This window comes from Streptomyces sp. NPDC048484, assembly GCF_040651415.1.
Lineage (GTDB): Bacteria > Actinomycetota > Actinomycetes > Streptomycetales > Streptomycetaceae > Streptomyces.
This window is the reverse complement of sequence record NZ_JBEZJY010000073.1, coordinates 1-25,302: the sequence shown is the minus strand read 5'-3', so window position 1 is coordinate 25,302 and position 25,302 is coordinate 1. Positions and strand designations below refer to the sequence as shown.

At 69.3% G+C, this 25,302-nt stretch carries 26 protein-coding genes and 2 pseudogenes; 9 read left to right on the top strand and 19 right to left on the bottom strand.

Going from position 1 to position 25,302, the window contains the following annotated elements:
• Positions 1-89 precede the first annotated feature (89 nt).
• From AB0D14_RS41440 to AB0D14_RS41430, 3 genes are all read right to left on the bottom strand, one after another.
• Positions 90-512, bottom strand: a complete 423-nt coding sequence (locus tag AB0D14_RS41440) for an SgcJ/EcaC family oxidoreductase (protein WP_362789620.1) — start codon at positions 510-512, stop codon at positions 90-92.
• Positions 513-1,211: 699 nt separating this feature from the next.
• Complete coding sequence (locus tag AB0D14_RS41435) at positions 1,212-2,561, bottom strand: ISKra4 family transposase (RefSeq protein ID WP_362789617.1); 1,350 nt, start codon at positions 2,559-2,561, stop codon at positions 1,212-1,214.
• A 109-nt stretch (positions 2,562-2,670) separates the two neighbouring features.
• Positions 2,671-3,291, bottom strand: a complete 621-nt coding sequence (locus AB0D14_RS41430) for a malic enzyme-like NAD(P)-binding protein (RefSeq protein WP_362789614.1) — start codon at positions 3,289-3,291, stop codon at positions 2,671-2,673.
• A gap of 207 nt (positions 3,292-3,498) precedes the next feature.
• Between AB0D14_RS41430 and AB0D14_RS41425 the strand changes: the two genes are divergently transcribed.
• Positions 3,499-3,831, top strand: coding sequence for a hypothetical protein (locus tag AB0D14_RS41425; RefSeq protein ID WP_362789611.1), 333 nt, complete (start codon positions 3,499-3,501; stop codon positions 3,829-3,831).
• Between the two features lie 310 nt (positions 3,832-4,141).
• Positions 4,142-4,297 carry a hypothetical protein gene (locus AB0D14_RS41420; protein WP_362789609.1) on the top strand — a complete coding sequence of 52 codons (156 nt, stop codon included), beginning with the start codon at positions 4,142-4,144 and terminating at the stop codon, positions 4,295-4,297.
• 33 nt (positions 4,298-4,330) lie between these two features.
• Here the strand turns inward: AB0D14_RS41420 and AB0D14_RS41415 are convergent, their stop codons facing one another.
• Complete coding sequence (locus tag AB0D14_RS41415; protein ID WP_362789606.1) at positions 4,331-5,053, bottom strand: response regulator transcription factor; 723 nt, start codon at positions 5,051-5,053, stop codon at positions 4,331-4,333.
• Positions 5,050-6,351 carry a histidine kinase gene (locus AB0D14_RS41410; RefSeq protein WP_362789603.1) on the bottom strand — a complete coding sequence of 434 codons (1,302 nt, stop codon included), beginning with the start codon at positions 6,349-6,351 and terminating at the stop codon, positions 5,050-5,052. Before AB0D14_RS41410 ends, AB0D14_RS41415 begins: the two co-directional genes overlap by 4 nt.
• Before the next feature lie 181 nt (positions 6,352-6,532).
• Between AB0D14_RS41410 and AB0D14_RS41405 the strand changes: the two genes are divergently transcribed.
• Entirely contained in the window at positions 6,533-9,043 is a 2,511-nt protein-coding gene (locus tag AB0D14_RS41405; protein WP_362789601.1) for an FtsX-like permease family protein, read from the top strand.
• Here the strand turns inward: AB0D14_RS41405 and AB0D14_RS41400 are convergent.
• The 5 genes from AB0D14_RS41400 to AB0D14_RS41380 all read right to left on the bottom strand — a co-directional run bounded on the left by AB0D14_RS41400 (position 8,958) and on the right by AB0D14_RS41380 (position 12,120).
• Positions 8,958-9,350 carry a DDE-type integrase/transposase/recombinase gene (locus AB0D14_RS41400; protein WP_362789598.1) on the bottom strand — a complete coding sequence of 131 codons (393 nt, stop codon included), beginning with the start codon at positions 9,348-9,350 and terminating at the stop codon, positions 8,958-8,960. The two genes, AB0D14_RS41405 and AB0D14_RS41400, sit on opposite strands and share 86 nt — an antisense overlap.
• A 26-nt stretch (positions 9,351-9,376) precedes the next feature.
• Positions 9,377-9,736 (bottom strand): IS3 family transposase, encoded by a 360-nt coding sequence (locus AB0D14_RS41395; protein ID WP_362789595.1) that lies wholly within the window; start codon positions 9,734-9,736, stop codon positions 9,377-9,379.
• The gene (locus AB0D14_RS41390; protein WP_362789642.1) at positions 9,714-10,031 is read right to left on the bottom strand and encodes a transposase; all 318 of its coding nucleotides are present in this window, start codon (positions 10,029-10,031) and stop codon (positions 9,714-9,716) included. Before AB0D14_RS41390 ends, AB0D14_RS41395 begins: the two co-directional genes overlap by 23 nt.
• A 129-nt stretch (positions 10,032-10,160) precedes the next feature.
• The gene (locus AB0D14_RS41385) at positions 10,161-11,093 is read right to left on the bottom strand and encodes a type II CAAX endopeptidase family protein (RefSeq protein ID WP_362789593.1); all 933 of its coding nucleotides are present in this window, start codon (positions 11,091-11,093) and stop codon (positions 10,161-10,163) included.
• 79 nt (positions 11,094-11,172) lie between these two features.
• Positions 11,173-12,120: an alpha/beta fold hydrolase gene (locus tag AB0D14_RS41380; RefSeq protein WP_362789590.1), complete on the bottom strand. Its 948-nt coding sequence runs from the start codon at positions 12,118-12,120 to the stop codon at positions 11,173-11,175.
• Positions 12,121-12,180: 60 nt separating this feature from the next.
• Between AB0D14_RS41380 and AB0D14_RS41375 the strand changes: the two genes are divergently transcribed.
• Positions 12,181-12,777 (top strand): helix-turn-helix domain-containing protein, encoded by a 597-nt coding sequence (locus tag AB0D14_RS41375; protein WP_362789587.1) that lies wholly within the window; start codon positions 12,181-12,183, stop codon positions 12,775-12,777.
• A gap of 515 nt (positions 12,778-13,292) precedes the next feature.
• On the opposite strand, the pseudogene AB0D14_RS41370 reads toward AB0D14_RS41375, so the two are convergent.
• A pseudogene (locus tag AB0D14_RS41370) lies at positions 13,293-14,588 on the bottom strand (ISAs1 family transposase).
• A gap of 291 nt (positions 14,589-14,879) precedes the next feature.
• Positions 14,880-15,215: a hypothetical protein gene (locus tag AB0D14_RS41365; protein ID WP_362789584.1), complete on the bottom strand. Its 336-nt coding sequence runs from the start codon at positions 15,213-15,215 to the stop codon at positions 14,880-14,882.
• A gap of 64 nt (positions 15,216-15,279) precedes the next feature.
• On the opposite strand from AB0D14_RS41365, the gene AB0D14_RS41360 reads away from it, so the two are divergent.
• The 3 genes and pseudogenes from AB0D14_RS41360 to AB0D14_RS41350 all read left to right on the top strand — a co-directional run.
• Entirely contained in the window at positions 15,280-15,846 is a 567-nt protein-coding gene (locus tag AB0D14_RS41360) for a hypothetical protein (RefSeq protein WP_362789581.1), read from the top strand.
• A gap of 115 nt (positions 15,847-15,961) precedes the next feature.
• Positions 15,962-16,489: a hypothetical protein gene (locus AB0D14_RS41355; RefSeq protein ID WP_362789578.1), complete on the top strand. Its 528-nt coding sequence runs from the start codon at positions 15,962-15,964 to the stop codon at positions 16,487-16,489.
• Positions 16,490-16,813: 324 nt separating this feature from the next.
• Positions 16,814-17,032: pseudogene (locus tag AB0D14_RS41350) on the top strand (carbonic anhydrase); the annotation flags it as partial.
• 293 nt (positions 17,033-17,325) lie between these two features.
• On the opposite strand, the gene AB0D14_RS41345 reads toward AB0D14_RS41350, so the two are convergent.
• Positions 17,326-17,754, bottom strand: a complete 429-nt coding sequence (locus AB0D14_RS41345) for a hypothetical protein (RefSeq protein WP_362789648.1) — start codon at positions 17,752-17,754, stop codon at positions 17,326-17,328.
• Positions 17,751-18,356 (bottom strand): hypothetical protein, encoded by a 606-nt coding sequence (locus AB0D14_RS41340; RefSeq protein ID WP_362789575.1) that lies wholly within the window; start codon positions 18,354-18,356, stop codon positions 17,751-17,753. The genes AB0D14_RS41345 and AB0D14_RS41340 overlap by 4 nt, the downstream gene beginning before the upstream one ends.
• 634 nt (positions 18,357-18,990) lie before the next feature.
• Here AB0D14_RS41340 and AB0D14_RS41335 point away from each other — a divergent pair.
• A complete protein-coding gene (locus AB0D14_RS41335; protein WP_362789572.1) occupies positions 18,991-19,386 on the top strand; it encodes a hypothetical protein in 396 nt (131 codons plus the stop codon).
• Positions 19,387-19,424: 38 nt separating this feature from the next.
• On the opposite strand, the gene AB0D14_RS41330 is transcribed toward AB0D14_RS41335, so the two are convergent.
• The 4 genes from AB0D14_RS41330 to AB0D14_RS41315 form a co-directional block, all read right to left on the bottom strand.
• A complete protein-coding gene (locus tag AB0D14_RS41330; RefSeq protein WP_362789569.1) occupies positions 19,425-19,946 on the bottom strand; it encodes an RDD family protein in 522 nt (173 codons plus the stop codon).
• Between the two features lie 514 nt (positions 19,947-20,460).
• Positions 20,461-20,949, bottom strand: a complete 489-nt coding sequence (locus tag AB0D14_RS41325; RefSeq protein WP_362789567.1) for a hypothetical protein — start codon at positions 20,947-20,949, stop codon at positions 20,461-20,463.
• 283 nt (positions 20,950-21,232) lie between these two features.
• Positions 21,233-21,664 carry a hypothetical protein gene (locus AB0D14_RS41320; protein WP_362789565.1) on the bottom strand — a complete coding sequence of 144 codons (432 nt, stop codon included), beginning with the start codon at positions 21,662-21,664 and terminating at the stop codon, positions 21,233-21,235.
• A gap of 203 nt (positions 21,665-21,867) precedes the next feature.
• A complete protein-coding gene (locus tag AB0D14_RS41315; RefSeq protein WP_362789562.1) occupies positions 21,868-22,869 on the bottom strand; it encodes a winged helix-turn-helix domain-containing protein in 1,002 nt (333 codons plus the stop codon).
• Positions 22,870-23,261: 392 nt separating this feature from the next.
• Here AB0D14_RS41315 and AB0D14_RS41310 point away from each other — a divergent pair, with 392 nt between their 5' ends.
• Positions 23,262-24,017: a class I SAM-dependent methyltransferase gene (locus AB0D14_RS41310; protein ID WP_362789638.1), complete on the top strand. Its 756-nt coding sequence runs from the start codon at positions 23,262-23,264 to the stop codon at positions 24,015-24,017.
• A 288-nt stretch (positions 24,018-24,305) separates the two neighbouring features.
• Here AB0D14_RS41310 and AB0D14_RS41305 read toward each other — a convergent pair whose 3' ends face one another.
• The gene (locus tag AB0D14_RS41305; protein WP_362789559.1) at positions 24,306-24,770 is read right to left on the bottom strand and encodes an RICIN domain-containing protein; all 465 of its coding nucleotides are present in this window, start codon (positions 24,768-24,770) and stop codon (positions 24,306-24,308) included.
• Positions 24,771-25,302 lie beyond the last annotated feature (532 nt).

Below are 25,302 nucleotides of genomic sequence, written 5' to 3'. Positions count from 1 at the left end.
AATCGCCATGTCGTTTGAGAACGCTGATGGGTCGGTTTCTCAAACGACATGGCATTCGCGGGAATCGCGCTGTGGTCGGCAGCGGCCGCTCAGCCGACCGGTGTCGTCTGGGCCAGGGCGATGCGCCAGTCGTCACCCTGACGGGTCAAAACGTAGGTCATGACACCGACCGAGGGCAGCTCGGACGAGCCCTCCGCCTCAGACCGTTCGTCGTGGACGGTCTTGGTGAGACTGACGATAGCGACGTCTGGGGTGGTGAACCGGATGTCGTCGACCTCCAGCGAGGTCCGGATGTCCTTGAGCGGGGAAGAAAGCGCTTCAGCCATGGCCGAAGCGAAGGCCCCACGCCCGAAGAGGCGCCGCCCAGCCAAGTTGACGATCACCAAGTTTGCGGTGTGCAGCGCAGGCAACACGTCCGGGTCGATCTGCGCCTCCTGGGACCGCGCCACCAGCTCGCGAATTCTGCGCTCGTCAGCGTCGTTGGCGGGGAGAGTGGAGTTCGTGGTGTCCATGAGGGAAACCTAGGACCTCAACTTAGATTGAGGTCAACTCCTGTCGCTGGCCTGACAGTTGCCAGGCGTCCTGTCGTCTTGCGTCTGTCAGATAGTGATCCTCTGAACTGCTGCGGAACCGCTGGTAGAGAGGGTCTGGGGTTCGACGGAAGTACGGACTCGAACGAGACCCGTGACACCGCCTCAAGTGCGGACTTCCTCAGCCCGCCGCCCTCGCCGTCAGCCCACTCGACATCGCCCAGCCCCAGGTCCATCGCCACCCACGGCTCGCGGTACCTACCGAAAACGACCGTGGTCAAACCCCACGAACGAAGCAACCGCCGCCGTTCAGCAGGTGCCGCAGCGAGAATCCGACACCACGAATGAGAACGAGTGAGAATCCGACAGCTTCAGTGCGACAGGACAGCGTCGCTGACCTGTGAAGCCTCAGCGCTGGCCACCGAGTGGCCACGGTTCGTGAGAAGTGGCCACGAGTTTTGGGAACCTACAGCCGCCGACGCAGCCCTCCCGCTCGCCGACCGGACGGCCGGGATCAAGCCGCCGGGTCGAACTACTGTTGGGGCCGTGGCGACAACGTACGACTACCCCGACGATCTCCTCAAGGCGCAGCAGGCCCTCAACGAGGCGCGCTAGCCTCAACGCCCTGGTCAAGACGCTGCCGATCGGCGATGGGTGCAGATCCAATGAGGGTGCTGTTGATCAGGCGGTGGGTATGACCTGGTCGCGGTAGCGCGTCTGGTGGTTGCGGATGAACTCCTGCTGCTGGTGCCACGCCCAGTAGGTGTCGAAGTCGCCGTTGGCGCGGACGGCACGCAGCTTGAGCACGGCTTCAGCTCCGGACAGGCCCCAGCGGGCGCCGGTGATGTCCAGGCGGTCTTTGACCAGGTGCCGGCATGCTCCCTCGATGATTCCGGTGGCGATCGGCCAGCCGCGTTCAAGGGCGGTGTCGTAGCGCAGGTACTCGGCCTTGCCGGTCAAGTAGTTCACGGCCTCGTCGATGCCCTTGCGCTGGGCGCCATGCAGTCCGGCGGCGCGGGCGGCTTCCTCGAGTGCGGCGGCGGTCTGCTGCACGCCGCCGCACAGCAGGACGCGGGCGTGACGGGCGACCCAGTTCTCGACGACGGCATCGCCGCTGTCGTGCAGGCACCAGGCTACTCGCCGCAGATATTCGAGCACGTGGATGAGGTCGACGATGATGTGGACGTCCACGCCGTGCTGTAGTGCTTCGGCCTTGATGAGGTCGATTTGATGGCGGGCCCCGTCGACCAGGACGACCCAGGGACGGCGGTGGCCGGGGTCGCGGTGCTCCGCCTGATCGAAAACGGCGGACACCACCTGCGCGGCGGTGTCGGTCACCGAGCCGCACAGCCACTTCGACCGGGCCTTCGGCCCTTGGCGGCGCTCGGGCGCCGCGCCGTGGGCGGCATCGTCTTGCCGGTCGGGGTCGGTGATGATGTCGCCGGCTGTGCGCGGCGCGGGTTCGGCATCGTAGACGGCTCCCAGGGTGGCCATCCGTTTCCTGCCGTGTTTCTCCCCGGACGCCAGCCGGGTCTTCATCGCGTTGCCACCCTTGGCCGCTGCGGCCTTCGCGGTGTCCTCACGCAGCGCTTCGGGCCTTATCACCACGCCCTTGCCGTCCACCGACAAGATCAGCGGCGTGGCGTCGGTGCAGGGAGCGGGCACGAGGGCGTCGTAGAACGCGTCGATGTCCGCCGCGGCGCTGACAGCGAGTTCCTGGACCTGCCGGTGCCCGGTGCCGGAGCCGGTGTGAGCGTTGATCCGCTCGCAGGCGTCGGCGAAGCTGCCGCGGGCGGACTCGATCGCGGCGAGCCTGGCCAGCCCGTGCGAGTGCATTGCGTCCGGAAGGTTCAGCACCGCGTCGGCCGGGTGCAGGTCCGCCATGCCGGTGCCGCGGTAGGCGATCCGGACCACGGTGACCTTGCCGAACACCGTGGCCAGCCTCCGGTGTCGGTCCCGCTCGATCCGAGTGCGCGGGGCACCGGCGGCGTCCACGACCTCCTGCCGACGCACCTCGTACCCACCCGCCAAGGAGGAACGTCAGGAAGAACCCGCAGCCTGACGTGTCTCACCGGGATTGACAGGCTCCGCCTCCGGTGCCCATCGACTCCGCCTCACGGCGCGCCGGTGCCAGAGGCGCCTATGCCGGTGGGGGCGTCGGGGATCCGGGGGGCCTGTTCGGCTTCGGCTTCGCTGGGTGGGTGCTCATCGGCGCGCCTCCTGCGGGTCGGCGCCGTCGGTCGCGGGACCACACGGGCTCCCGCATGGCGTCCTGTACCGCCTGTACCGGGTCGTCGTGTGCGACGGCCACCCCGTCCTCGGCGGCCGCGTGCACCACGGCCACCGCGATCGTCGCCGACAAGGCGCGCAGGTCGTCCACCGGGGGCAGCAGCGGCCCTTCCCCGTCGCCGGGCCGGGCCCGTCCGGCGACCGCTTCGGCGGCGGCCCGCAGCATGTGCGCGGTCACCCGCTCGGCCCTGGACACCACCACGCCCAGGCCGAGCCCGGGGTAGACCAGGGCGTTGTTGGCCTGGCCGATGACATGCCGGACTCCGTTCAGCTCCACGGGGTCGACGGGGATGCCGGTGGCGCACAGAGCCCGGCCGTCGGTCCAGGCCAGCAGGTCGGCGGGCATCGCCTCGATCCGTTCGGAGGGATTCGACAACGGCAGGATCACCGGACGGTCCACCTGCGCGGCCATCGCGGTCACCACGTCCCGGGTGAAGGCGCCGTACACGGTCGAGGTGCCGACCAGGATCACATCTCCGGCAGATGGTCCGCCATCAGCCGGTAGTACAGCACCTCATTGCGCTCGTGCAGCTGCTCCATGTAGATGCTCTTCGCCAGGTCGTCCGGCTGCCGGCGCAGTTGTTACCACAGACCGTAAGCCCGGGCCTTCGGCTCTCGCCACCTCACCGGGCTTGAGGGCGAGAAAATGCTTTCCGAGGAGTGTGCCGACACCATACCGGTGAAGACCAAGGTAGTCGCAGGCGTGTTCGCGGCCGTAGCAGCAAGCGGACTTCTCATAACTCCGGGCGCGACGGCAGCGGAGGCCGCCGCGACGAGCCCGGGCAGCATCTACAAGGGCACTGACGGCTGGTGCCACTACAAGTACTGGGGCGGCAACTTCTACTGCAAGAGCAACTACGAGCGCCGCCTGCCCGACGGGCGCATCCAGGCATTCGTCATCGGCACCAGGGGCTGGGTCTTCGCGATCCAGTGCAAAGGGCTGGACCACAACCGATGGGGGACCACGCGGAACATCGACGGTAAGTGGAGTAATCGGTACCGAACTTATTGAGGGCGGTCTGGCACCGATCCCGCCACGCATGGCCGGTGACAGAGCCTCTATTGACGTACGCTGATCAGTTCGGAAGGTGATCCGGGAGAGCGAAAAACGCCCGGGGCGGTCGTTGCAGCCGCTCCCCGGGCGGCTTCATTCGGGCTCAGCGGCCCCGGCCGTCAGGCGGTCGGGTACGACCCGGTGACGGTGATGATCTCCGCGTCCGCGGCACCCTCCGAGTCTCCGTACGCATGCCCGATGTTTGCGACCGCCGCCCCGTTCACGTCGGTGGTCAGTGCGGCAGGCCGTCGCTGCGCCGCGTCGCACCGTGCACGAGGTGGTCCTGACCGAGGTCACCTCGAACGGGTACGTCGCCGAGGCGGCGACAACGGTGCCGACGACGATGCTCACGCTGTTCTGCGTCACAGTCACCCGCCGCCCGATGCAGACGTTGCTCGCCTCCGTCTACGTCCGCCTGCGGTGAACGGCCGCAGGGCCGGCGGTGTCCCGTCCCCTGTCACCTTCGCCCCTGGCGGTTTCCGTCGCTCTCCCCTTGGTCCGCGCATACGCCGTTCTCCCACGCCCAGGCGGCGATCTCCACCCGGTTCCGGGCGGCGAGCTTGCGCTGGACGCTGCCGAGGTGGGTCTTGACGGTGGACAGGGAGACGTGCAGTTCCGCCGCCACCTCCTCGTTGGTGCGGCCGCGGGCGACCAGGCGTACGACGTCCAGTTCACGTGCGGTGAGCGGCTGCCCCGGCATGTCCGGGCCGGCGCTTGCCGCACCCCGCCGACCGTCGCCGGCGCGGTCGGCGGCGTCGGTCATGTGCCTCAGAAGCCGGACCGTGACGGCCGGGGAGATCAACGCGGTGTCGGCGGCCACCGCGCGCACGGCCTCCACGAGCAACGCGGGCGACCCGTCCTTCAGCAGGAACCCGCAGGCGCCGTGGCGCAGCGCCCGGTACACGTACTCGTCCAGGTCGAAGGTGGTGGCGATGAGGACGCGCAGCGGATCGGGCGCCTGCGGGCCGGCCAGCAGCCGGGTCACCTCCAGGCCGTCCAGGCCCGGCATCCGGATGTCCAGCAGACACACGTCGGGGCGGAGCCGCCGGGCCTCGCGCACCGCGGTCGCACCGTCGGCCACGGAGGCGACGACCTCCATGTCGGGTTGAGCGCCGAGGATCATGCCGTAGGCGGAGCGGATCATCGGCTGGTCGTCCGCGATCAGGATGGTGGTCGTCATGTGTCCAGGGTGGCAGTCGTGCGGCGCGTTCCGGCCTCCGCCTCCGTGCCGGCCGTGACGGAGGTCGGGTCATCGCCCACGGGGCAGGCACCGGGCAGCGGACCGGGGAGGGGCATACGTGCCTCGACGACCCAGCCCGCCCCCGCCCGCGGCCCCGCGGCGACCGTGCCGCCGACCATGGCGGCGCGTTCGGACAGCCCCGTCAATCCGAAGCCGGACCGGGGCGTCCCTGGCGGCGGGACGCTCCGGTCGCCGTCCGGCCCGTCGTCGGTCACCGCCACGAGGACGGTGGGCCCGTGGGCGCTGTCTTCCTCCAGCCGTACGTCGACAGTGACCCTCGTGGCCCGGCTCGCGTGCTTGCGTACGTTCGTCAAGGCCTCACGCACGATCTGCTGCACCGTTGTGGCGATGCCGGAAGGCAGGGCGCCCGCAGCGAGACGCGGCTCCAGCGCGAGCGTGGTCGTCGGACCGGTCTCGGAGAACCGGCCGGTCAGGACGCGCAGTTCGTCGAGTGCGCCGCCCGCGGCCAGCGGAGCACCCTGGTCCCTGGGCGCGCGCAGGACGGTGACCATCGACCGCATCGACCGCATGGCCTGCGACCCGGAGTCCTCGATGGCGGCCAGCATGCCGTCCAGCTCGCCGGGCGACGGCGGCCGGCCCGCTGCCGTCGTGTACCGCACCGCCTTGGTCTGGGCGATGATCGCGGTGATGTGGTGACCGACGAAGTCGTGCAGGTCGCGGGCGTACTCGAGCCGCTGCTCCTGGAGTTCGGCCGTCCGCTCCCGAGTCCGGTAGCGGTCGAGAAGCCGCAGGTAGAGACCCAGTACGGTGACGAGGACGGCGCCGAACCAGAGGACGGGCACCACGAACGACACCAGATCCGGGTACGCGGACCGAGGGCAGCGCAGGAACAGCGCGCTGAGCGCGGTGAACGCGCCCCCTGCCAACGGTATCGCGCTCCGCGGCCGGAGTAGCCGTACGGAGCGGGCCACGACCAGCAGCAGCGCCACCAGCTCGATGACGCCGAAGGTGGTCTCGGCACGGGCATCGACCTGGCTGCTGACCAGGGTCACCAGGCAGGAGACGAGGACGCCCGAGGCGGCCACCGCGGCGAAACGGTCCGGGCGCGCCACGACGGACGCCAGGACGAGACCGCCGGACACCGTCCACGCCGCGGCCAGCGGCACGGACCCGGTCTGCGCGCCCTCGGCCGCCACCACGGCCAGCAGCACCAGCGTCGTACAGAGCGCCGCGATCCGCCGGCCCCTCGCCGGGGGGAGGTCGAAGAACTGATTCATGCCGACGGAGCCTACGGGGCCCGCTGCCGTCCCACCTCGGCCGAACGGCCGAGGTGGGACGGCATGAGCGTCCGGTGTTCGGTCCTGTGGTCGATCCGTGCGCCCACCCGACTGGTCCAGGATCGGACCGTCTGCCGGCTGTCCGGCACCGATTTCCTTCACCCCGGCTCCGGAAGGCCTCATGTTCCGTATCGTCCTGCGCTCCCTGCTCCGTGACCGGCACCGCTTCGCCCTGCCGGCTCTGGCCGTACTGATCGGTGTGGCCTGCGTCAGCGGTTCCCTGCTGTACACCGGGTCGCTGGCCCAGGACGCGGAGCGTCTCCAAAAGGCCTCCCGCCCCGATGTGTCGGTCGAAGTGCGAGCCACGGGAGAGCGGGTGACGACCGACGAGGCCCTGCGGCGTCGGCTCTCCGAGCTGCCCGGGGTGGCGGCGGCCCGCGGCACCCTGCGCGGCCGGGCCTTCCTGGTGGCACCGGACGGCACCCTGGTCGGGGAGCCGTCCGCGGACGCGGGCGTGGACCACCTTCCCAGCGAGCGGGGGGCCGACCCCCGCTACCCGATGACCGACGGACGTGGTCCGCGGGGACCCGATGAGGTCGCCGTGGACCGGTGGGCGGCGGACCGGGCCGGGTACCGGATCGGCGACCGGGTGCGGGTGGCCGTCGCCGGAGAGGTCCGCACCGCCCGGCTGGCCGGTGTGTTCACCGTGCACGACCCCGCCACCGCGGCCGGCGGCACGGTCACCGCCTTCGACGCGGCCACCGCGCGGAACCTGTTCGCACCCGGTCCCGGCCGGTACGAGTCCGTGACCCTGACGGCCGCTGAGGGCACGTCCGAGGCAGCCCTTGCGGAGCGCGTGGCCACCGTCCTGCCCCGCGGCCTGGACGTGGCCACCCGGGCGGAACTCGACACAGAGGCGGCGCAGTCCCCCGACCGGAAGAAGCTCAGCACGATCCTGCTGCTGTTCGCGGGAATCGTCCTGTTCGTCTCCGTGTTCCTGGTGGGCAACACCTTCTCCATGCTCAGCGCACTGCGGGCCCGCGAACACGCCCTGTTGCGAGCGGTGGGTGCGAGCCGGGGCCGGGTGCTGGCGCAGGTGCTCGCGGAGGCGGCCCTGGTCGGCAGCGTCGCGGCCGTCGTCGGTCATGTTCTGGGCGTGGGTGTGGCAGCGCTGCTGGGTGCCCTGTTCAGCCCGGCGGCCGGACCCGCGAACGTGATCCGGCCCGACATCCTGGCCCCGCTGCCCCTGGTGACCGCCCTCTGCCTGGGCGTGGGGTGCACCGCCCTCTCCGCCTGGCTGCCCGCGCGGCGCGCCGCCGCCACCTCCCCCGTGGCGGCGCTGCGCAGCGGTCTGCCGGTCGCGGCTAGCGTCTCGCGGCGCCGCTCCTGGGCGGGCGGCGTCTGCACGGCGCTGGGCGCGACGGCGCTGGCCACGGCCGGCGCGGACCTCGGTGTCCTGTGTCTGGCCACCTCCGTGCTGCTGGCCGGCCTGGTCCTGCTCACTCCGCTGTTCGCACGGGGCGCCACCCGGGTGCTGCGGGCCCCGGTACGCCGACTGACCGGAGTGCGCGGCACCTTGGCCCTGGCCAACGCCCGCCGTGATCCGCGGCGTACGGCGGCCACCTCCGCCGCCCTCACCGTATGTGTGGCGCTCGTCGGCGCGGTCACCGTCGCGGTGTCCTCGCTGGGCGCCACGGCGGAAAGGGAGGCCGTGACGGCGGTACCCACTGATCTGCGTATCACCGCGGTCGACTTCGCGGAGATCGGCGCCGGCACGACGGCACAGGTGGCGCAGCTGCCCCATGTGGCGGCGGCCGGCTCGGTGCGCGAGGCTGGCTTCGGCCTGCCCGACGGCTCCCACTTGTGGGCGGCCGTCGTCGATCCGCACGCCGTGGACGAGGGCCGCCTGGTCGGTCTCCGGATCCGCTCCGGCGACCTCTCCGCCCTGCCCCGCGGGATCGCGGTGACACGGGCCCTGGCCACTGAACGGGGCTGGCGGGTGGGCGATCGTGTCACCGGCCGGGGACTGCCGGACCCGGGCAGGCCCGACGGCCCGTCGCTGAACCGGGAGATCGTCGCGGTGTACGACGGCCCCGAGGCCCTCGGCCCTGCTCTGCTGCCGGAACAGGCGGTGACCGCGGGCGGGGTGCCGGCGGGCGAGGTGAGCGCGGTGCTGGTGCGGGCGGAGCCGGGTCGAACGGGCGCCGCCAAGGCGGAGATCCGCCGGACGCTGCGCAATCCGATGCTACTCGTCGAGGACCGGGCGGACGCCGGCCGGACGGCCCGGCACGGCTTCGGCACACTGTTGTCCGTGCTGTACGCGCTGCTCAGCGTCACCGTGGTCGTGGCGGCGCTGGGCGTGGCCAACACCATGAGCATGGCGGTCTTCGAACGCGGACGGGAGATCGGCCTGCTGCGCGCGGTCGGCCTGCAGCGGGCCGAGGTACGGTCGATGCTGCGGGTGGAGTCGGTGGTGGTGTCGGTGCTGGGCGCGGGACTGGGTGTCCTCGCGGGCACCGCGGCGGGCACGGCGGCGGCGGCCGGAACCGGTGCCGTGGTCAGCGTCCCGTGGATGTTCCTGCTCGCGGTGTATACGGGCGCGGGTGTCATCGGAGTGCTCGCCGCGCTCGGCCCCGGTGTCCGGGCGACGAAGATCCCGGTGACGCGTGCGGTCGGCGGCGAGGTCGGATGAGCGGCGCCGCCGCTGTCGCCGCTGCGCGCGACAGGGTCCAGGAACACGAACCGGCCGGGGCCGGCCGCGCGTCGGGCACGGCTCCATATTGCGACCCGTGATCCGTGTGCATGATCGCTCCCTCGAGAGAGCCACGGGTCCGCTCGGCAGCCGCCAGGGCGTCGATGACAAGCTCGGTTCGCATGTGGTCGGCGATCGCCCGCCCGGCCAGTCGGCGTGAGGCGAGGTCGATGACGGTCGCGAGGTAGAGCGGCTTCGCACCGTTGACCGGCAGATATGTGATGTCCCCGACGTACTTCGTGTTCACCGCGGCCGCGGTGAAGTCACGGCCGATCAGTCCGGTGCCTTCGGTGCGGACCGGTCGGCGACGGTGGTGCGGTGCCGGCGGCGCAGACGGACTCCCTCGACTCCGATGGTCCGCATGATCCTCGCGACGCGCTTGTGGTTGACCGCCGGGCCGCCTTCGTCGCGGAGCTCGGCGGTGATTCTGGGGGCTCCGTAGGTGCCGTCGGAATCCTGGTAAACCTTGCGTATCCGGGCCGCGAGCTGCGCCTCGACGGTCTGCCTGGCCGCCCTTGTGGCCGCGGTGCGGCGCCAGTAGTAGAAGCTCGACCGGGAGATGCCAAGGGTGTCGCAGAGCCGCTTCACGCCGTGTCGGCGCTGGTGATCTTCAACGAACTGGCAGCGGTTCACCAGCGCGTCTCCGTCGCGAAATACCGGGCTGCCTCGCGGAGGATGTCGCACTCTTCCTCCAGCTCGCGGATCCTCTTGCGGACTGCGGCCAGCTCCGCCTGAACGTCGTTACCGCTGGCCTGCGAGGCGACCGGCTGGGTCGAGTGAGAGCCGGGGCCACGCCCGTCGGCGGCGAGTTCCGCAGCGTCTCGGTGCTCATCCCGAGATCACCGGCGACCGACTTGATCGTGGCTCCTGGCCTCGACCGGTACAACGCGACCGCGTCCGCCTTGAACTCGGCGGGGTAATGCTTCATCCCCACGGGGACTCCGTTCTCCTGGACCATCAAGATCCAAGTGTCTCCGGTGTCCAAAATCCAGGGTCAGGGCCCGGCCAAGGCTTACCCCAGGGCCAGCAACGCGGTGCCGGTGTCGCCGGCGGATTGTCAGACGCCGGCCGCGTCCTTCGCTGGAGTTGCGGGAGCGGCAGGGGCGGGGGCAGGGGTGAAGGTGTTCGCCGTGCGGCTGGTAGCAAGAAGAAGCGTCACAACGATCGTCTGGATTCCGATGATCAGGGCCTGAGTCGCGGGGGCGTCGACGCTCAGCAAGACCATCGTGGTATTGACCGCGAAGTGCACCGCCATCGCTGCGACGACACCGGCACGCTCGTAGGCACAGGCGGTCAGCATGGCCATGGGGATGGTGCTTACGGTGAAGAGCACACCGCCCGGGGTGTTCAGGCCCAGTTCGTTCTGGACGCTGCCATTGATGAAGAACAGCGGCAGGTGCCACACGGCCCAGATGGCGCCCAGCGCCAGACCGACCTGGAAGCGGCCCATTGACGCGCGCATCCTCGGGTAGGCCGTACCCCGCCAGCCTGCCTCTTCGGACAGCGGGCCGGAGATCGCCATGCTGACGAAGAAGACTGCGGGGCCGCCGAAGTCCTTCATCACGTCTTTCCCATCCTGCAAGCTCGGTGCGGGTTCGCCCCCGGCGTGCGCCAGCAGCGCGGCGGACAGCACGGTCGCGGACGCCAGCACCAGCAGCAACGGTACCCAGAACGCGTTCTTTCGCCGAAACCTGACCACATGTTCGGGTGCGGGCTCACCGCGCCGTCCGCGGCGGACCCGGATGACCAGGGCACCTACCAGCGGACCGAATGCACCGAACACGTAGGGCAGTGCCACCGGGGAAGACATCGCCGATCCGCCGAGGCCGATCGCCACGAACCAGGACGCCCAGCTCAGGGCAAAGGTGATGGCCATGAACAGGATCAGGTCGGTTCGACGGCTGTCGGGGGTCGCGGTGACACAGGGGGTGGTGGCGAAGGCTGTGGTGGAGGTTGTGGTGGAAGCTGCTGTCGACTTTGAGGCGCTCATGCCAAATCCTTGTCGGCTGTCTGGTCTGTCGTATTAGGCGTGCAGGGGCAGGTGCGCGTTTACACGCACGCACCCGGGATCAGTGAGTACTCGCTCGCCCTTCCCCGACCCCCTCCCCCGGCACCGCGTGCAGTTGGCGGCTGAGCCAGGTGGCGAGAAGTGTGAGGAGGCCGGGGTCGACCGGGTCGCGCAACAGGCGGCGGTAGGAGCGGACCGTGTGGTGCGCGGGGTCCTGGCGCAGGACGTGGGTGAGGCCGGGCAACCGGTGGGTCTCGGTTTTGCCAGGCACCAGCCGATGGATTTCGTCCAGGTCGGCAGGGTCGATCTGGACATCCTTGTCGCCCGTGACGGCCAGGACGGGAGCGTGGATGGAGGCGAGGTCGTCACGGGTGTCGTGCACGAGATTTTCGCGCATCCAGCGGGCGTTGGCCGCAAACCCTGCGATACGTGCCACGTCCGTGCGGGTCTCCTTGATCCGTGCAAGGACACGGTTGCCCAACGCCGCCAAGGGGCGCCGCAGAATGCGGACAGGGGCGGGCAGCCCCTGGACCATCGAACGGGCCTGCCAGCACAGGGCCTCTTCACCCGGGCGGGCGTACCCGGCCAGCAGCACCACCGCCTGCACCTCATGGCGTGCAGCCAGGGCCATGGCGTGCAAGGCCCCTTCGCTGTGGCCGACGACACCGACGCAATCGGGGCGGACGGCAGGGTGGGCGGCCAAGGCCCGCAGTGCGGACGCGGCGTCCTGACGGTTATCGGTGAAGCCGACGGCCTGCCAAGTACCGGGAGTGGCGCCGACACCGCGCCGGTCGTAGCGCAGCGAGGCGATTCCCTCCGCCGCCAGGGCGTCGGCCAGCGGGCGACCGAGGTTCATGGCGAGCCTGCGGGTATTGCCGTCACGGTCCAGGGGGCCGGAGCCGTGCAGGAGCAGGACTGCGGGGTGCGGACCGGGGCCGGTCGGCAGCGTCAAGGTGCCGGCCAGGAGCGTCCCATCGTCTGCGGCGACCTTCATGATGGTGTCGGGCAAAGCTTCACCTCTCATCGTTCTCAATAGCGAGAACATTATCAGACATGAGATTATTGAGTCATGGCAAGCGCGAACCTCCTCCTCCACCCCGTCCGGCTGCGCATCCTGCAGACGCTGCTCGGCGCCGATGAGCTGACCACGGCCCAGTTGTGCGCCCGGCTGTCCGACATCCCTGCGGCCACCATGTACCGGCACGTCGCCACCCTCACCAAGGCAGGCATCCTGGAAGTGACCCAGGAGAAGCGCGTCCGGGGCACCGTCGAACGCAGCTATCGGGTTCGCCAGGACGAGGCCCTCGTCGATGCCGACGCCCGCACCACCATGACCAAGGATGACCACCGGCAGGCGTTCACCGTCTTCACCGGGGCCCTAATGGCCGACTTCGACCGCTACCTCTCGCGCGACGACACCGAACCCGCCCGCGAGAACGTCCTCTACCGGCAGGGCGCGGTATGGCTGACCGACGACGAATTCACCGCTCTCGTCGAAGAGCTCGAAGCCGTCGTCGCCCGCCACACGCACACCGCCCACGACGACGGCCGCACCCGCCACGTCCTCAGCCTCGTCTTCGTACCCGACAAAACCACCGATCCAGAGAGCGCTACTGAGGCCGGCAGCGGCACCGCGAGTCGAGAGGGTGTCCGCAGGACCCAGTGACCATCTCGCCGGGGCCGACGATTCGGCCGGGCGGGTTGCGCTCGCCCATCTTCTTGATGGGCGAGGGACAGCGTCGGCACCCCGCGCCGGTCAACTCGCGATGCAGGGACTCGGTGTCGACAACACTGGGGCTCAGCACGTTGATCCCGGTACTTGATCCCTCGGAGTCGGAGTCGGAGCCGGAGCCGGCCGCGGACGTAGTTACAGACGAGAAGCCGCACAGCACCACCGACGCGATGCTGGACGACCTGCGTACGAATTGGGTGCGCGGCTCGTCTCGATGCCCGAAGCACACCTCGGAGGCGCCCCGGCAGCCGGCCGTCAGGTTCCTTCTGCCGGTGGACTGCTGCGGTTCGGGTTCCGGGTAGGCGGAATCGATGCCCTCGCAGTGGCGCTGCAGGACACCGATCAGGAGAGATGGCACGCGAACGCGACCCCTGTTCGTGATCAGAGGCTTCGACAACCTTGATCATCAGGGACCAGGGCCCGGCGTTTGTCGGGATCGCCCGGTTTGATCATGCGATGTTGTAGAGGCTGAGGACGTGGGTGCGTTCGGTGTGGGCTCGGCGGCCGGCGGCGGTGTTGACGTATCCGGCGAGCTTGAGCGCGCCTCAGATCAGGTCGCGGACGGCGGCGAGGACTGAGGGCGTGTTGTGCGTCCTGACCTGGGACTTGTCCTCGTTGAAGGTCACATCTCGACACCAGTGGACGGTGTTCTCCACGGTCCGGTGTCCGCGAGCCCATGAAGCGATTTCGGCGGCGCTCGCCTCTTCGGCGGGCAGGTCGGTGATGGCGTGGACGGTCTCGCTGGACCACTTCTTCGCCCCGTAGAGGCGGCGTCGGCGCTGGATGCGCAGGACCTGGGCCGCGTGGGGGAAGAGCAGGCCGTTGACGGTGACGACCTGTACGAGGCGTTGTTCGTGGCGGCCGTGGCCCTGGGCGTCGTCGCGGTGGATGACGGGGATCTCCTTCCAGGGCAGCGCGTGGAGTTGGCGGGCTTGCCCGCGTTGGTTGTTCTTGATGGTCAGCAGGTAGTGGGCGCCGCGTTCGTGCAGGTAGGTGGCGTGGTCGCGTTGGGCGTGGAGGGCATCGGCGGTGACGACGGCCCCGGCGGGATCGGCGTCGTCGATCTGGTCGAGCAGGGGTGCGAACTCGGGTATCTCGTTGGTCTTCGCGCCGATCTCGCGGGAGGCCAGGGTTATGCCGTCGCCGTGCCGGACGGCGGAGAGTACGAAGACCTGACTGCCGTCCGGGCGTTTCGCGCCGCGCAGGCATTTGCCGTCCACCGCGATGGCCCGGCGCCGGGAGCGCACCGGTTCGGCGCGGGCGGCCGCCCCGTGGCCACGGCGCTGTTCCCGCTCGATGCCACCGTCGGGCATGAGCGGCCCCGGCGGGCAGGGCCGGGTGGAGAGCAGAGGCCGCAGGTGGTCGTAGCCGGCCGCGCTGACCTCGCCGGGATCCAGGCACCCCAGGACGGTGCGCAACGTCTTCTCGCTCGGGATCCGGTACCGGCCGAGCAACGGGTGGTAGGGCAGGCCGAAGGCGGCCAGTTCCTCGGGGGCGGCGCGCCTGCACCACTCCGCCGCCGCGGTGATGGAGTCATGGCCCGCCGGGGTCATCGCGCAGACCACCAGGGCCAGCAGCGACGAGACTCGATAGCGCACCCCGCACGCCCCGCGAGGATCGGTGACCGACTCGAACCGGGCTACCAGGCTGCGGACTTGGTCCCGCGTGCCACCCGGGCCGAGGGCTTCCAGGCGGGGTGCCGGAGAGGCAGGAGCGGTGGCAGTGGATGATGGAGGAACGAACACGGCACCCTCGTGGATCTTGAAGCGTAGAGAACTCCATGATCCACCGGTGCCGTGTTCACCTGTTCCCGGGGCACGCCAGCGTGATCAACCAGCCCAGGTCGGGGCGACCCGGGCAAACGCCGGGGCCCTGGCCAGGTTGGCAGTTGCCGCACTGACCGCGGCAGTCCCTCAGAAGAGTTGACCCGCGTCGCTGTCGCCCTGCCACCCAGGCCCTTCCGCTGCTCAACGACGGCGCGTCGATCGTGCTGGCGGCTCGGCGTCGGGAAGCACCTCGGCGCCGGGCTTCAGCGTCTACGGCGCATCGAAGGCAGCGGCCCGCTCGCTCGCGGCACGTCCCGACCGGTATGCCACCCCGCCGACCTTGCCAACGCGCTGCCGCGTCAGGCGGTCGACGACTGCCACGTACGCGCCTTCATCGACGTGAGCGCCACGCAAGGCGTTCCGAGCTTCCTTGATCTTCTGCGGAAGGGGGCGTTCGGCGGCAGCAATTGACCTGGGGCAGCCTGCGGCGATGCCCCAATCGGGCCGCATGGCCGCTGCAGCGTGGACGGCTGCCGTGGCGGGACGGCTCCATGAGCCCCGACTTCGGAAGCTGTCCTCCTTCAGGCGGGTGGTGTCCGTCTCCAAGCGGGTCCGCGGTCCTTGTGATCCTTGTCGTGCGGATCGTCTTGAGCGGGCGCACGCTGAAGTCATGAACGACAATGACGCCTCAGGCCGGTCATGGGGCCCGTCGCAGCAGCCTCCGCAGTGGGGACCGCCGCCGCCCGCCCCGCGCCGCTCGAGATCGGTAAAAAGGGTCCTGACCCACACGGCAGCCGTAGCCCTCGGCCTCGTCATCGGGTTAGTCATCGGCTCAGCCGGCGCGGGCGACTCCGACAGCAAGAGCAGCACGCCAACGGCGACGGTCACGGCCACGACGACGGCGACCGAGACCGAGACCGAGACGGAAGCAGCCCCGCCCACGAAGGAGACTCCTGCTCCCACCCCGAGCCCGACGAAGAAGGCCCCGGCCGGTGAGATCCCCGGCGACGGGACGTACATCGTCGGCGAGGACTTCAAGCCCGGCACCTACCGAACCGACGACCCCAAAGACTCGGCCATTCCGGACTGCTACTGGGCACGGATGAGCGGCACGTCCGGCGAGTTCGACGAGATCATCGCCAACGGGAACACGGCAGGCCCCACCACCGTGACGATCTCCGCCAGCGACGAGGCGTTCCAGACCACCGAGTGCAAGACCTGGAAGCGAACCGGCTGACGGCATCTGCACCGCGCCCGAGCGACCAACACCTCTCACCGCCGCCGTCCCCGGCACCGTGCCGCCGCAGAGCACACGACGTCCGGCTCCGGCCGGCCGCACCCTGGGGTGACCCATGAACAGTGACTATCCGCCCCCACCGACCGATCCACCCCGGCCGTTCCCGCACCCGTCCAAGCCCAGGCGCGTGCACCCCTTGGTCGCGGCGCTGGCGGGCGTGGTCCTGGGGGCCGGAGCGGTCGGGACCGCGTGGGCCATCGTGGGTGACAGCCACAACACCCCCAAGACGAACCCGAGCAGTGCCGCGCCCCCGTCTCCCGGCACCTTCGCTCTCACCGGGACTTTCGAACTCACTAACGGTGTCATCGACGACGGCCTGGGTGGATGCCAGGGCGGCGACGGCTATGACGACATCTTCGAGGGCACCGCGGTCACGGTATACGACGGGGCGGGCACGGTGATCGCCACGGGGCATCTCGGCGAGTCGACGCTGGAGAGCGACGGCACGTGCACGTTCGAGGTGTCGGTCGGGGACGTGCCTGCCGGCAAGGACTTCTACAAGGTGGAGGCCTCGCACCGCGGCACCGTACAGCTGAGCGAAGCCGAGGCGGAGGCCGGAACCTTCGGCGCCTCGCTGGGATGAAGCGACAGCGCGCATCCGGACACGGCCTGACCGCCCACCGCCGCACAGTGACCGTGGGACGGCGAGTGATCCCGGGCGGTCCGCCCTCGTTCGGTCGACAACGCGGGCGGCGCCTGGCTCGTTGTGCGGATGTGGACGACGAACGCAGGGCCCTGGACCGGTGGCCGTACGGGGCGGGGCAGCACCGTCGCGCGCTACGGTTCCGTACGGAGGCTGCCCTCGCCTGGCGCCTGGGGGTGGCGACAAGGCCGTCGGTGTGGCCCGGCCTGGTGAGTTCCGGCGGGTTCAGGTGGTGTGACGGCTGGTGCCGCGTAGGCGGCGGCCATGACCGAGATCCAGACTCCGACGCCTCGCGACGCTTTCGAGCTGCTCATGGCCGGTAACGAGCGCTTCGTCTCAGGTGCCCCCGCGCACCCGAACCAGGACGCCATACGTCGCACCGAGATCGCACCGGCCCAGCAGCCCTTCGCCGTGCTGTTCGGGTGTTCCGACTCCCGGCTGGCCGCCGAGATCATCTTCGACCGCGGCCTGGGCGACCTGTTCCAGGCTCTCCAACGACCTGACGGACTTTCAGCCCGTGCGTCATTCGTGCGTCACGCCGCAAGAACCAACGGGCTCTGCCACCGCCACGCACCCCTCCCCCTCAGACGAATGCGCAGGTCACGCGACATCGTCCGCCTTCACCCGTTCCCACCTCCCCAAACAGGTCGAGCCGACGAAAGAAGTCAGAAAACCGCAGGTCAAGAGCCCTTTCCTGTGGGTTCCAGGATCGCGACGCACTCCACGTGCGCGGTCATCGGAAACCCGTTGATTCGGCAGGCCGCTCGTCCCGCACATCAAGGTCCAGCCCGTCGTTCAGACCCGTCAGGACTCCATCCCTGCAGATAGGGCCTCAGCTCCTCGGGGGTCGGATCATGTGGAGTCGGCATTCCCCGAGGTCGGTTCAGAGGATCGATCGTCTGCACGTAGCCACGTGCCCACTCCAGCCAGCGTCGGGATGCAGCCGGATCCGCCTCGTCCGGAACACTGCCCAACTCGGCCAGACGACGTTCCAGGGCATCGCAGTACGCCCCCAGTTCAGCCGCCTCGCGCCAGCGCCCAGCCTCTCCGCGAAGCGCCTCGGCAAGTTGGTCCTGAACAGCTTGCTGCTTGGCCTTCTCCAGGACTGCCCGCCTGCGGATCTCACGTTCCGTCTTGGCCTGCTCCTCGCTCACCCGGCGCTCGGCATCCTCCAGCGCTCGCGCCTCGATCTCCCCGAGAATCACCCCCAGGATGTCCTCCAGTGTCCCGCGTTTCCGATCACGCCAGCGGCCCGGTCGGCTGGTCCGACCGTGGTCCAGTTCCACGACGAGGCGGGTGGCGCGCTCCGGATTCGTGGACTGCGGGAACTCCTGCTTGACGGTGACGGCGTACGCGAGCCGTCGACGACCACGTCCACTCCGCCCTCGCGCCGTGAGTAGTACGACCGGCCCTCCCTCACCTCATGTCCTCGCCGTACCGCCTCCGCGGCCAGCGCCTGCAGCATCAGGAGGGACCGGCGGCGCAGCACGGGAGGAATCACCAGCCGCTCCTCGTCGTCCCTGAGCGCGGCCACGGCCGGATGGGGCGACCTCAGTCGTGCGCGAACGGGCACGGCGGACGGGTCGCCTTTCGGCCTCTGGCTGCGGGAGTTGGGATGCGGCCCCTCCGCAAGGGAGATCTCCAGGCCCCGGGCACCGAAGCGAGTCTTCTCGATGCGCTTGCCCTGCGGTTCCAGACCGTGCCGTTTCGCGTAGTCGACGATGCGCCACCATTCCGCGATCTCGTCGTCATCGGGCTCGGCAACACGGACACGCCCTTCGGCGACCAACTGCTCCACCAACTCCATCGCCTGTGTTCGTCGCGTGCGAGCGACGGGCCGCTCGCTGCGAAACATTGGAGTGTGCCGTCGGCCCTTGGATCCGCACCGCCCGGCACCTGCCGCCGAAGCCGGAGTCCCGGCAGGCGCCGCCTGATCATCACTGTCCGCAAACCCCGGATGGTCAGGATGATGACCATGCCGAAGGTAGAAGCGGCCGACGTCAGTGACCTCCGCATGCGCCTTCCCGCCCCCACGCCTGACCGTCAGAAGTCCACGGTCGTGCAGGGCATGAGCCGACCGCCAGTCACCCGGCGCCCAGGCCGCGGGATCTTCACCAGCCGCGAGCCGCTCGAGAAGCGCGCGTTGCCGTTCGTTCAGGGCAGCCCACCGATGCACGAGCACCAGCCCACACCGCACCCGCACGCCCTGTACAGAGCCGAAAGAGTGACTCCGGGCAGTGGGAGATCCCTGGGACTTTTCTGGGACTTCCGGCTGCATCAACGGGTACGAGCGTGAAACGGTCGAAAGGTCATTCGTGCAGGTCAGCAACCTCCGACTGCCCATTGCAGCAGGTCACAGCGTCCGCTGGTTTCTTCCGGGACAACTGTTCAGGGCCCATGGTGGCCCGGTCGACCTCCACGAACGCCCGCAGCCTCGACCAGTGGCCGCCGTCGGCGGGACCACGCCGGTAGTACAGGAGGGTGTCGGGTATGACGGCCTCGCCGCTCCCGATCGGGCCCGGCTGCACCGGTATGTGCCCGTGCCGGTCGGACGGCCCCGGCAGCCGTCCATGGAGCCGCTGGAAGAAGCCTGGCGTCGGCGCTACCCGCTGTTTCCGCGGCTGCTGTTCGTGCTGGACGGCACCGGCCCCGCCGGTATCGAGCACCGCGTCCAGGCTCTGCGCGCAGCGGCCCGGGATACGGCTGCGGCCGGCTGCCTGCGCGAGGTTCCCGTCCTGGCCGCCCCGATGGCCGACCTGCTGCGCGACGGGCCTTCCGCGCCCGTATGGCGCCCCGCACAGAATCCCGACCAACGGATCGCCTGGCACACACACTGAGGTGCGGCAAAAGGCCGCTCGGTTTCCCAGCCCTCTCCTCACCCTGTGGTGCGGCGGCGGGTGCGGGACTGGTGCTGTCGTACGACCACGGTGTGCGTCCACTTGTCGTGCAGCGTCTGCCGGTACGGCTTGTCCCACAGGGGCCACAGGTGGGTCAGGAGGAAGAGCAGGGGGATGAGCATGAATCCGTGCACCACGTGCCGGAGCAGGACGCGCCCGAAGGACGCCGGTCGTCCGGTCAGCAGGCGCATGACTCTCAGACCGCACAGCCTCTTGCCCGGTGTGGCGCCCCAGATCGCCGAGAGCACCGGGGAGTAGCCCACAGCCAGCGCCAGGACCAGCGAAGTCCAGACCGAGTTGGTGCCGTCCTCGTCGATGTCCCACAGGTAGAACGGCAGGGCGGCCGCCGTTACCAGCAGCCCGAGGAAGAACACGTCCAGGACGTATGCCAGCAGCCGCACCTCGAAGGCCGCCGGCACCCACTGACCGGCCCGCGGCGGAGTCTCCGTACGCTGCCATGCGGAGTGCAGCCACGGCTGCTCGTCGTCGTACACGGTCATCGGTGGTCCTTCCCGCCTCGAAGAGCCGCCGCCCGGGTCGTGCGGCACCGGGCGACGCTAAGGGCAGGGCGCCGGGACCGGTCCCGGCAGCAGGCGGCAGGCGGCTCCGTCCCCTGCGCGGAGCCGCCTCGGGTGGTCCGATCCTCAGCCGGACAGGACCGTTATCAGGGTCACCGTCACCGCTGCCGCGGTCCGGTATGCGCCCAGGCCCATGCCCATACGTACGTTGTAGCGGCCCGGCGTCGGGAGGGGTCCCGAGCCCGCAGGCACGGCGAAGCGGCGTGCGGCTGCTGGAGCAATTCCGGAAGGAAGCAACCCCGAGTCAGGAACGTGCCGCTGCCGGGCGGGCCGCCGCGGGGGGCTGGCCCGGTCCTCTGGGCAAGCCTTTGACCAGCCGTGGACGGGGCAAGCCGGGGCATGCCCGCGGCCGTGGTCGGGCCCAGATGGTCTGCCCCGACCATGGGCCCGACCACGGCCGCTGAGTCGGCGGCGGGTACCGGACGGCGTCCGAGCATCACGAGGCGCCGGGCTCCGGCTGTCCTGGTTCGGGGGCACCGGCGCGCAGCGCCAGGGCGGTCCGCTCGCAGGCCCGGGCGACCTGTTCGCGGAAGGGGTAGATCCGCGGGTTGGTCACGTCGCGCCGCAGGGCCGCGAGTGCCTCCACCCATTCCACCGCGTCCTCGGGCAGGGTGTAGAGCTGCCCGCTCAGCCGCTGTGCCGGGCGCGGCGCCGGCCGGGCCAGGACAGGCTCCTGGACTACGACGGTGCGCTGGACGACTTCACGCACCGGTGCACGGTTTTGGCCACCGTCGCTCACGGGACGCTCCGCACGGTCCTGTGCCGTGCGGAGCTCCCAGCCGCGTCGGCGGTGCGCAGCACTGCAGTAGCGCGGGGGCCGGCCCCGGCCGCTGTACGCGACCGGTTCACCGCACCAGGCGCAGCTGCGTTCCACAAGCCGCTCGCGGGTGGTCGGCGTCTCACGGTCGGTACTGTCCTCTGACATTCAACTTAGTCCACCGTAATCACCTGACCTGGGCGGACTTACTTCGATGTCAGACGGTGGGGTGCCTGTGTCACCGGCCGGGCCCGCCCGGCCTGGTCCTCCTCCCCGTCGGCCAGATCGCGGCCCTGATCCCATCGGGAGTTCTCCGCGACGGCGGGGCGGTGGCAGCGTTCCGATCTGCTGGACGAATGGGGAGGGGAGGGGGTTTTGCGGTTGGCAGGCTCACCTGACCCAGGCGCCGGCCTCCCCAGGCGCGGGTGCCGGGCCGTTGCAAGGCGGTGGGTCAGCTCCGTTGGAGACGAGGAGAGCAGAGCAGGTCCTTGTAATTGCCGTCGTCGAGGCAGACGCGTACGAATGTGGCTCCTCCGTAGACATCGGCCGGCACGGTGAAGCGGTAGCTCTTGGTGTTACCGCACGCTGTATCGGAAGAGGCGGAGCCGGCGGAGCCGATCTTGTTGTCGTGGGAGTCGTAGGTGTACGCCCAGGTGCGCCGGCAGTATGCATCACCGGCCGCGCTCACCGACTTGTGCGTCCCCACCACCTCGACCGATCGGTTGAACCAGGTGACCGTGCCCTTCGTCCACGTGGTCCCGACCGGGACGTTGAAAGTGGGGGGCAGGCTGGCGTCGGTCTGCGCGCCGGCGGCGGGAGCACCCAGCAACGTGCCTGCGGTCAGCACGACGGAACCAAGGGCGGCGGCGAAGTGAGTCTTCATACGATCTCCAGGGTGGGATGAACCGGTTGCGGCTTCACATCCTGGGCGGGTCGACCACCTGCGGCCTACCTCTTAAGTCACGGCTTAAAGGGGGCGGGACGGCAAGGCGCGGTGCCTCGCGCACCTCGGCACGAGTGTGCGGTGGCAGCCGAGCAGGGCGGCGCCGCGCCCACCGGTCCGACGCCGCGGCGTCCTCGGGCGCCTCACGGTTGCGTCAGGGCACCGGTCCGCAGCAGGGCCAGCCCGAGGGGGGTGATGAGGTGCAGTACGGACCCGCCTCGGCGGCTGGTGGTGATCAGGTCTGTGTTCCGCAGCACGGTCGCGTGCTGACTGGCCGCTGCGGCTGTGACGTTGAGGCGGCGGGCCAGTTCGCTCGTCGTGCAGCCCTCTGCTGTCACGTGCAGGGCGGCAGCTCGCGTGCGGCCGAGCAAAGACTCCAGGTTCCGCGCGGCAAAGCCGTCCGCTTCCGCCGGTCCGGTACCGGTCAGCGGCCGGCGGAGAGCCGGCACGGTCAGCCGGGGTGGTTGGGCGGTATCGAGCGGGTCCCACAGAAGGTTCACCGGTCGCTTCGAGAAGACCGTGGGCGTGATGATCAGCCCTCTTCCCTGGAGACGCACTTCCACTCGGCGCGGGTAGGGAGCTTCGAGCACCGGCGGACGCCAGCGGACCAGTGGGGCGCAGACCGAACGCAGCAACAGATCGATGCCTCCCTCCAACACCAGGTTCGCGCAACGGGTGGACAGCGCGGCCAGTTCGGCCCGCCCTCGATGCCAGTAGGGCTCCACCGTCAGCCGATGGCAGGCGCGCGCGGCCTCGGCAAGCTCCCGCCGCGCGTCGCGGTCGCCCTCGGACACCCGTCTGACCCACGGCAGGTGTCCGGGGTGGAAGTCGAGACCCTCGAACTCGCGTCGCAGCCGGGACACCGGGGCGTGCATCAGGTTGTCCACGGCGTGGTCCAGAGAGGGCACATCACCCATCAGGGCCAGCAGATCAAGCCCGGGACCGCGCACCGGAACCAGGGACGTCAGCGGGCGCGTGTCCGCTCCCAGACGACCCGCGACCGCCGACCGCCACGAGCGGAAGTGAGGCAGCTCCCGGTTCTCCCTCAGCAGCTCCAGGCTGTAGTAGACCTCCGCTGCGACGCCGATCGTGGCGGCCACCCGTGTCCGGGCAAGGTCTTCCGTCGTGAAGTGGATGCGTAACACCGACCGGCCCCCTACCACCGAAGTGAAGTGCGTGAGCGCACCCCCAGCATGCCCCAACCCGCCGCGCCCCATGGGGCATTCAGGCGTAGGCCGCACCTAACCCTCCTTTATGACGGTGGCCGGTAGGTGCACAACAACCCCGATCGCGGCGGTACCGGCCATCGGGGGTACCGGCCGGTCGGGGCGGCGCGAGGGCGTGGACGCCTAGGTGCGGTGTCAAACGCCTCGATTGGATGACACGGCGACTGGCTTTACTGTCCAAGGACAGACGGACAACTGACAACCCACAAACACCGTCAGAGCCATCCTTGCGAAAACCATTGGTGCCCGGCTTGCTCCGCTGGTGGACTGACGTCCTACCGTGAGTCTGCCGCGTGACGGAGGTGGTGGTTGTGACAGGTTATGGCGTGCTTGCCGAGGTGTACGAATGGCTCATCTCGGATGCAAAGTTGCCTCCAGCCGAGTTCGCTGCGTCGTTCGACGACGTCCTCAATCTCCTGCCGTCGAACGCTCACGTCCTCGACTGTTCGTGCGGAACCGGACAGTTGGCGATTGGCCTCGCCGGTCGCGGCATGCAGGTTGTCGCAACTGACGCCAGCGAGGCGATGGTTCGTCGGACTGCAGAGTTGTCTGAGGAGTTCGGGGCATCCGTCCGGGCCGTACGGGCGAACTGGGAAGAGTTGCCCGACCATTTCCAGGACAACACGTTCGACATGGTGTTCTGCGTTGGCAACTCGCTTCACCATGCCGCGGGCGCGACAGGCAGGGGTGCTGCTCTGGAGTCGATGTCACGGCTTCTGCGCCCTGGCGGGCGCTTGGTGCTCACATCCCGCACTTGGGAACTCGTGAGGGCCAGAGGTTCCCGGCTGGAGATCAGTGACCGACTCGTCCGCCGGAACGGTCGCGATGCCGTCGTGGTCTACCGCTGGGAGATTGCGCCGCATTGGGAGGAGGAGCACCACATCGAGATTGCGATCGCGCAAGTTGATGCGACCGGGTTGGTTCTTGTCCGCTCGGAACTGCTGTCCTGCTGGCCCTACCGGTACGAGGAACTCGAAGTCGAGCTGCACCGGGTCGGACTCCAGACGGAACTGAGCACGTTCGATCTTGAGGCCGAGAACTACATGGTGGTCGCGAGCAAGGTATAAACACCGGACTCTCAGTGGGCGTTTGGCGTCGATTCGCATCTACCTTTTCGGCAGGATTTGCCGTATTCATCGCCAGCGCACACGGCTTGAAATGCCTGGAAGCTCCCCACCGGTGGGGAGCTTCCAGGCATTTCTAAACCAGACGGAATTCGAGCTGCATGTGCGAACTGAACGGACGCTCCTACCGCCGCCTCGGAGTGCGCGAATGCGATCCTACGGAGCGAACTATCTCGAAAGCAGCCGACATCAAAGGCGGCATACACCTACCTAATCTCCCTTAACGCCCTCTCAGGCCCACATCTGCCAGCCTTGGTAGTTGCATCCGATGACGCGGAGTCCGAACTCGAAGCTGTCATCCAGGCAACTGGCGCGTACTGAAGCTTGGTTTTCGAACGCCACGCGGCCGTACTCGTCGTGGAAGGGGAACCAACTCTGCTCCTCCGAAGAGTTGCAGGTTGCGATCCCAACACTTGCCAAACCCACCAGGGACAGGCACCTGCCGGTTGCGGCGTTCTGCAGACGGCGCGTGCCATCGTTCCAGGCGTGGACGGACCACTGCTGGGCAGGGCCATAGTTACACGGGTGGGTACGCACGCCGGCCCCGAAACTATCGTCGAGGCACTTGCCCGTCGCCACGTTCCGGAAGGTCTGGATCGGGTCCACAGCAGGTGCGGCGGTAGCGGTGCTCACCCCGATCCCGGTGACCAGCGCGAGCGAGGCAAAGGCGGCGGTGAAGAATCGAACGGCTGACATGTATGAGCACTCCTTCGAGAAGGCTGTCCGGGGCAACGCCGTGCACTACACGCAGACTCCGGGCCTTCCCGTACGGTCGTGTCCCCCGGTTCACGCGACCACACAGTTCAGCCCTCCCCACTCAATCACCGGGCGGGACTACTGAACGCATCCCCCGAGCACAGGGTGGAAATCTACCCGGGCCGGCGGGCGCCCCGTCCCCAGAGGCCGCCCAAATGACCCCTGGCCGCCGGTGACCCCAACCGTGGCCCTGCAGTATCGAGTTGAGCGTCCGCAGAGTTGTTCAGCAGCCCCTCTGGCACCTGTGAACAATCCTTGTCGGGCTGCGAGAAGTGGTGGGTCCGCTTGTGGGCGTCGTTTCGCCTCCTTAGCGTGAACGTCGCACGATCGGGGCCGATCGCGGAACGGGGATGGGTGTAGCTCTCGTTCTGGGAAAATTGACTTGTACCTCGTGCTGAAGCACGAGGATTCTGGCCTTCCGTTCCGTTGCTGTGCCGCTACGCGGCGCGGGCTTCGGCCGGGAATCCGTGAC

Excerpts from the sequence above, each read along its gene's own strand:
- AB0D14_RS41440 (WP_362789620.1), bottom strand. The coding sequence starts at position 512 with ATGGACACCACGAACTCCACTCTCCCCGCCAACGACGCTGACGAGCGC.
- AB0D14_RS41415 (WP_362789606.1), bottom strand. The coding sequence starts at position 5,053 with ATGACGACCACCATCCTGATCGCGGACGACCAGCCGATGATCCGCTCC.
- AB0D14_RS41410 (WP_362789603.1), bottom strand. The coding sequence starts at position 6,351 with ATGAATCAGTTCTTCGACCTCCCCCCGGCGAGGGGCCGGCGGATCGCG.
- AB0D14_RS41405 (WP_362789601.1), top strand. The coding sequence starts at position 6,533 with ATGTTCCGTATCGTCCTGCGCTCCCTGCTCCGTGACCGGCACCGCTTC.
- AB0D14_RS41390 (WP_362789642.1), bottom strand. The coding sequence starts at position 10,031 with ATGAAGCATTACCCCGCCGAGTTCAAGGCGGACGCGGTCGCGTTGTAC.
- AB0D14_RS41385 (WP_362789593.1), bottom strand. The coding sequence starts at position 11,093 with ATGAGCGCCTCAAAGTCGACAGCAGCTTCCACCACAACCTCCACCACA.
- AB0D14_RS41375 (WP_362789587.1), top strand. The coding sequence starts at position 12,181 with ATGGCAAGCGCGAACCTCCTCCTCCACCCCGTCCGGCTGCGCATCCTG.
- AB0D14_RS41360 (WP_362789581.1), top strand. The coding sequence starts at position 15,280 with ATGAACGACAATGACGCCTCAGGCCGGTCATGGGGCCCGTCGCAGCAG.
- AB0D14_RS41355 (WP_362789578.1), top strand. The coding sequence starts at position 15,962 with ATGAACAGTGACTATCCGCCCCCACCGACCGATCCACCCCGGCCGTTC.
- AB0D14_RS41340 (WP_362789575.1), bottom strand. The coding sequence starts at position 18,356 with ATGGAGTTGGTGGAGCAGTTGGTCGCCGAAGGGCGTGTCCGTGTTGCC.
- AB0D14_RS41330 (WP_362789569.1), bottom strand. The coding sequence starts at position 19,946 with ATGACCGTGTACGACGACGAGCAGCCGTGGCTGCACTCCGCATGGCAG.
- AB0D14_RS41325 (WP_362789567.1), bottom strand. The coding sequence starts at position 20,949 with ATGTCAGAGGACAGTACCGACCGTGAGACGCCGACCACCCGCGAGCGG.
- AB0D14_RS41320 (WP_362789565.1), bottom strand. The coding sequence starts at position 21,664 with ATGAAGACTCACTTCGCCGCCGCCCTTGGTTCCGTCGTGCTGACCGCA.
- AB0D14_RS41305 (WP_362789559.1), bottom strand. The coding sequence starts at position 24,770 with ATGTCAGCCGTTCGATTCTTCACCGCCGCCTTTGCCTCGCTCGCGCTG.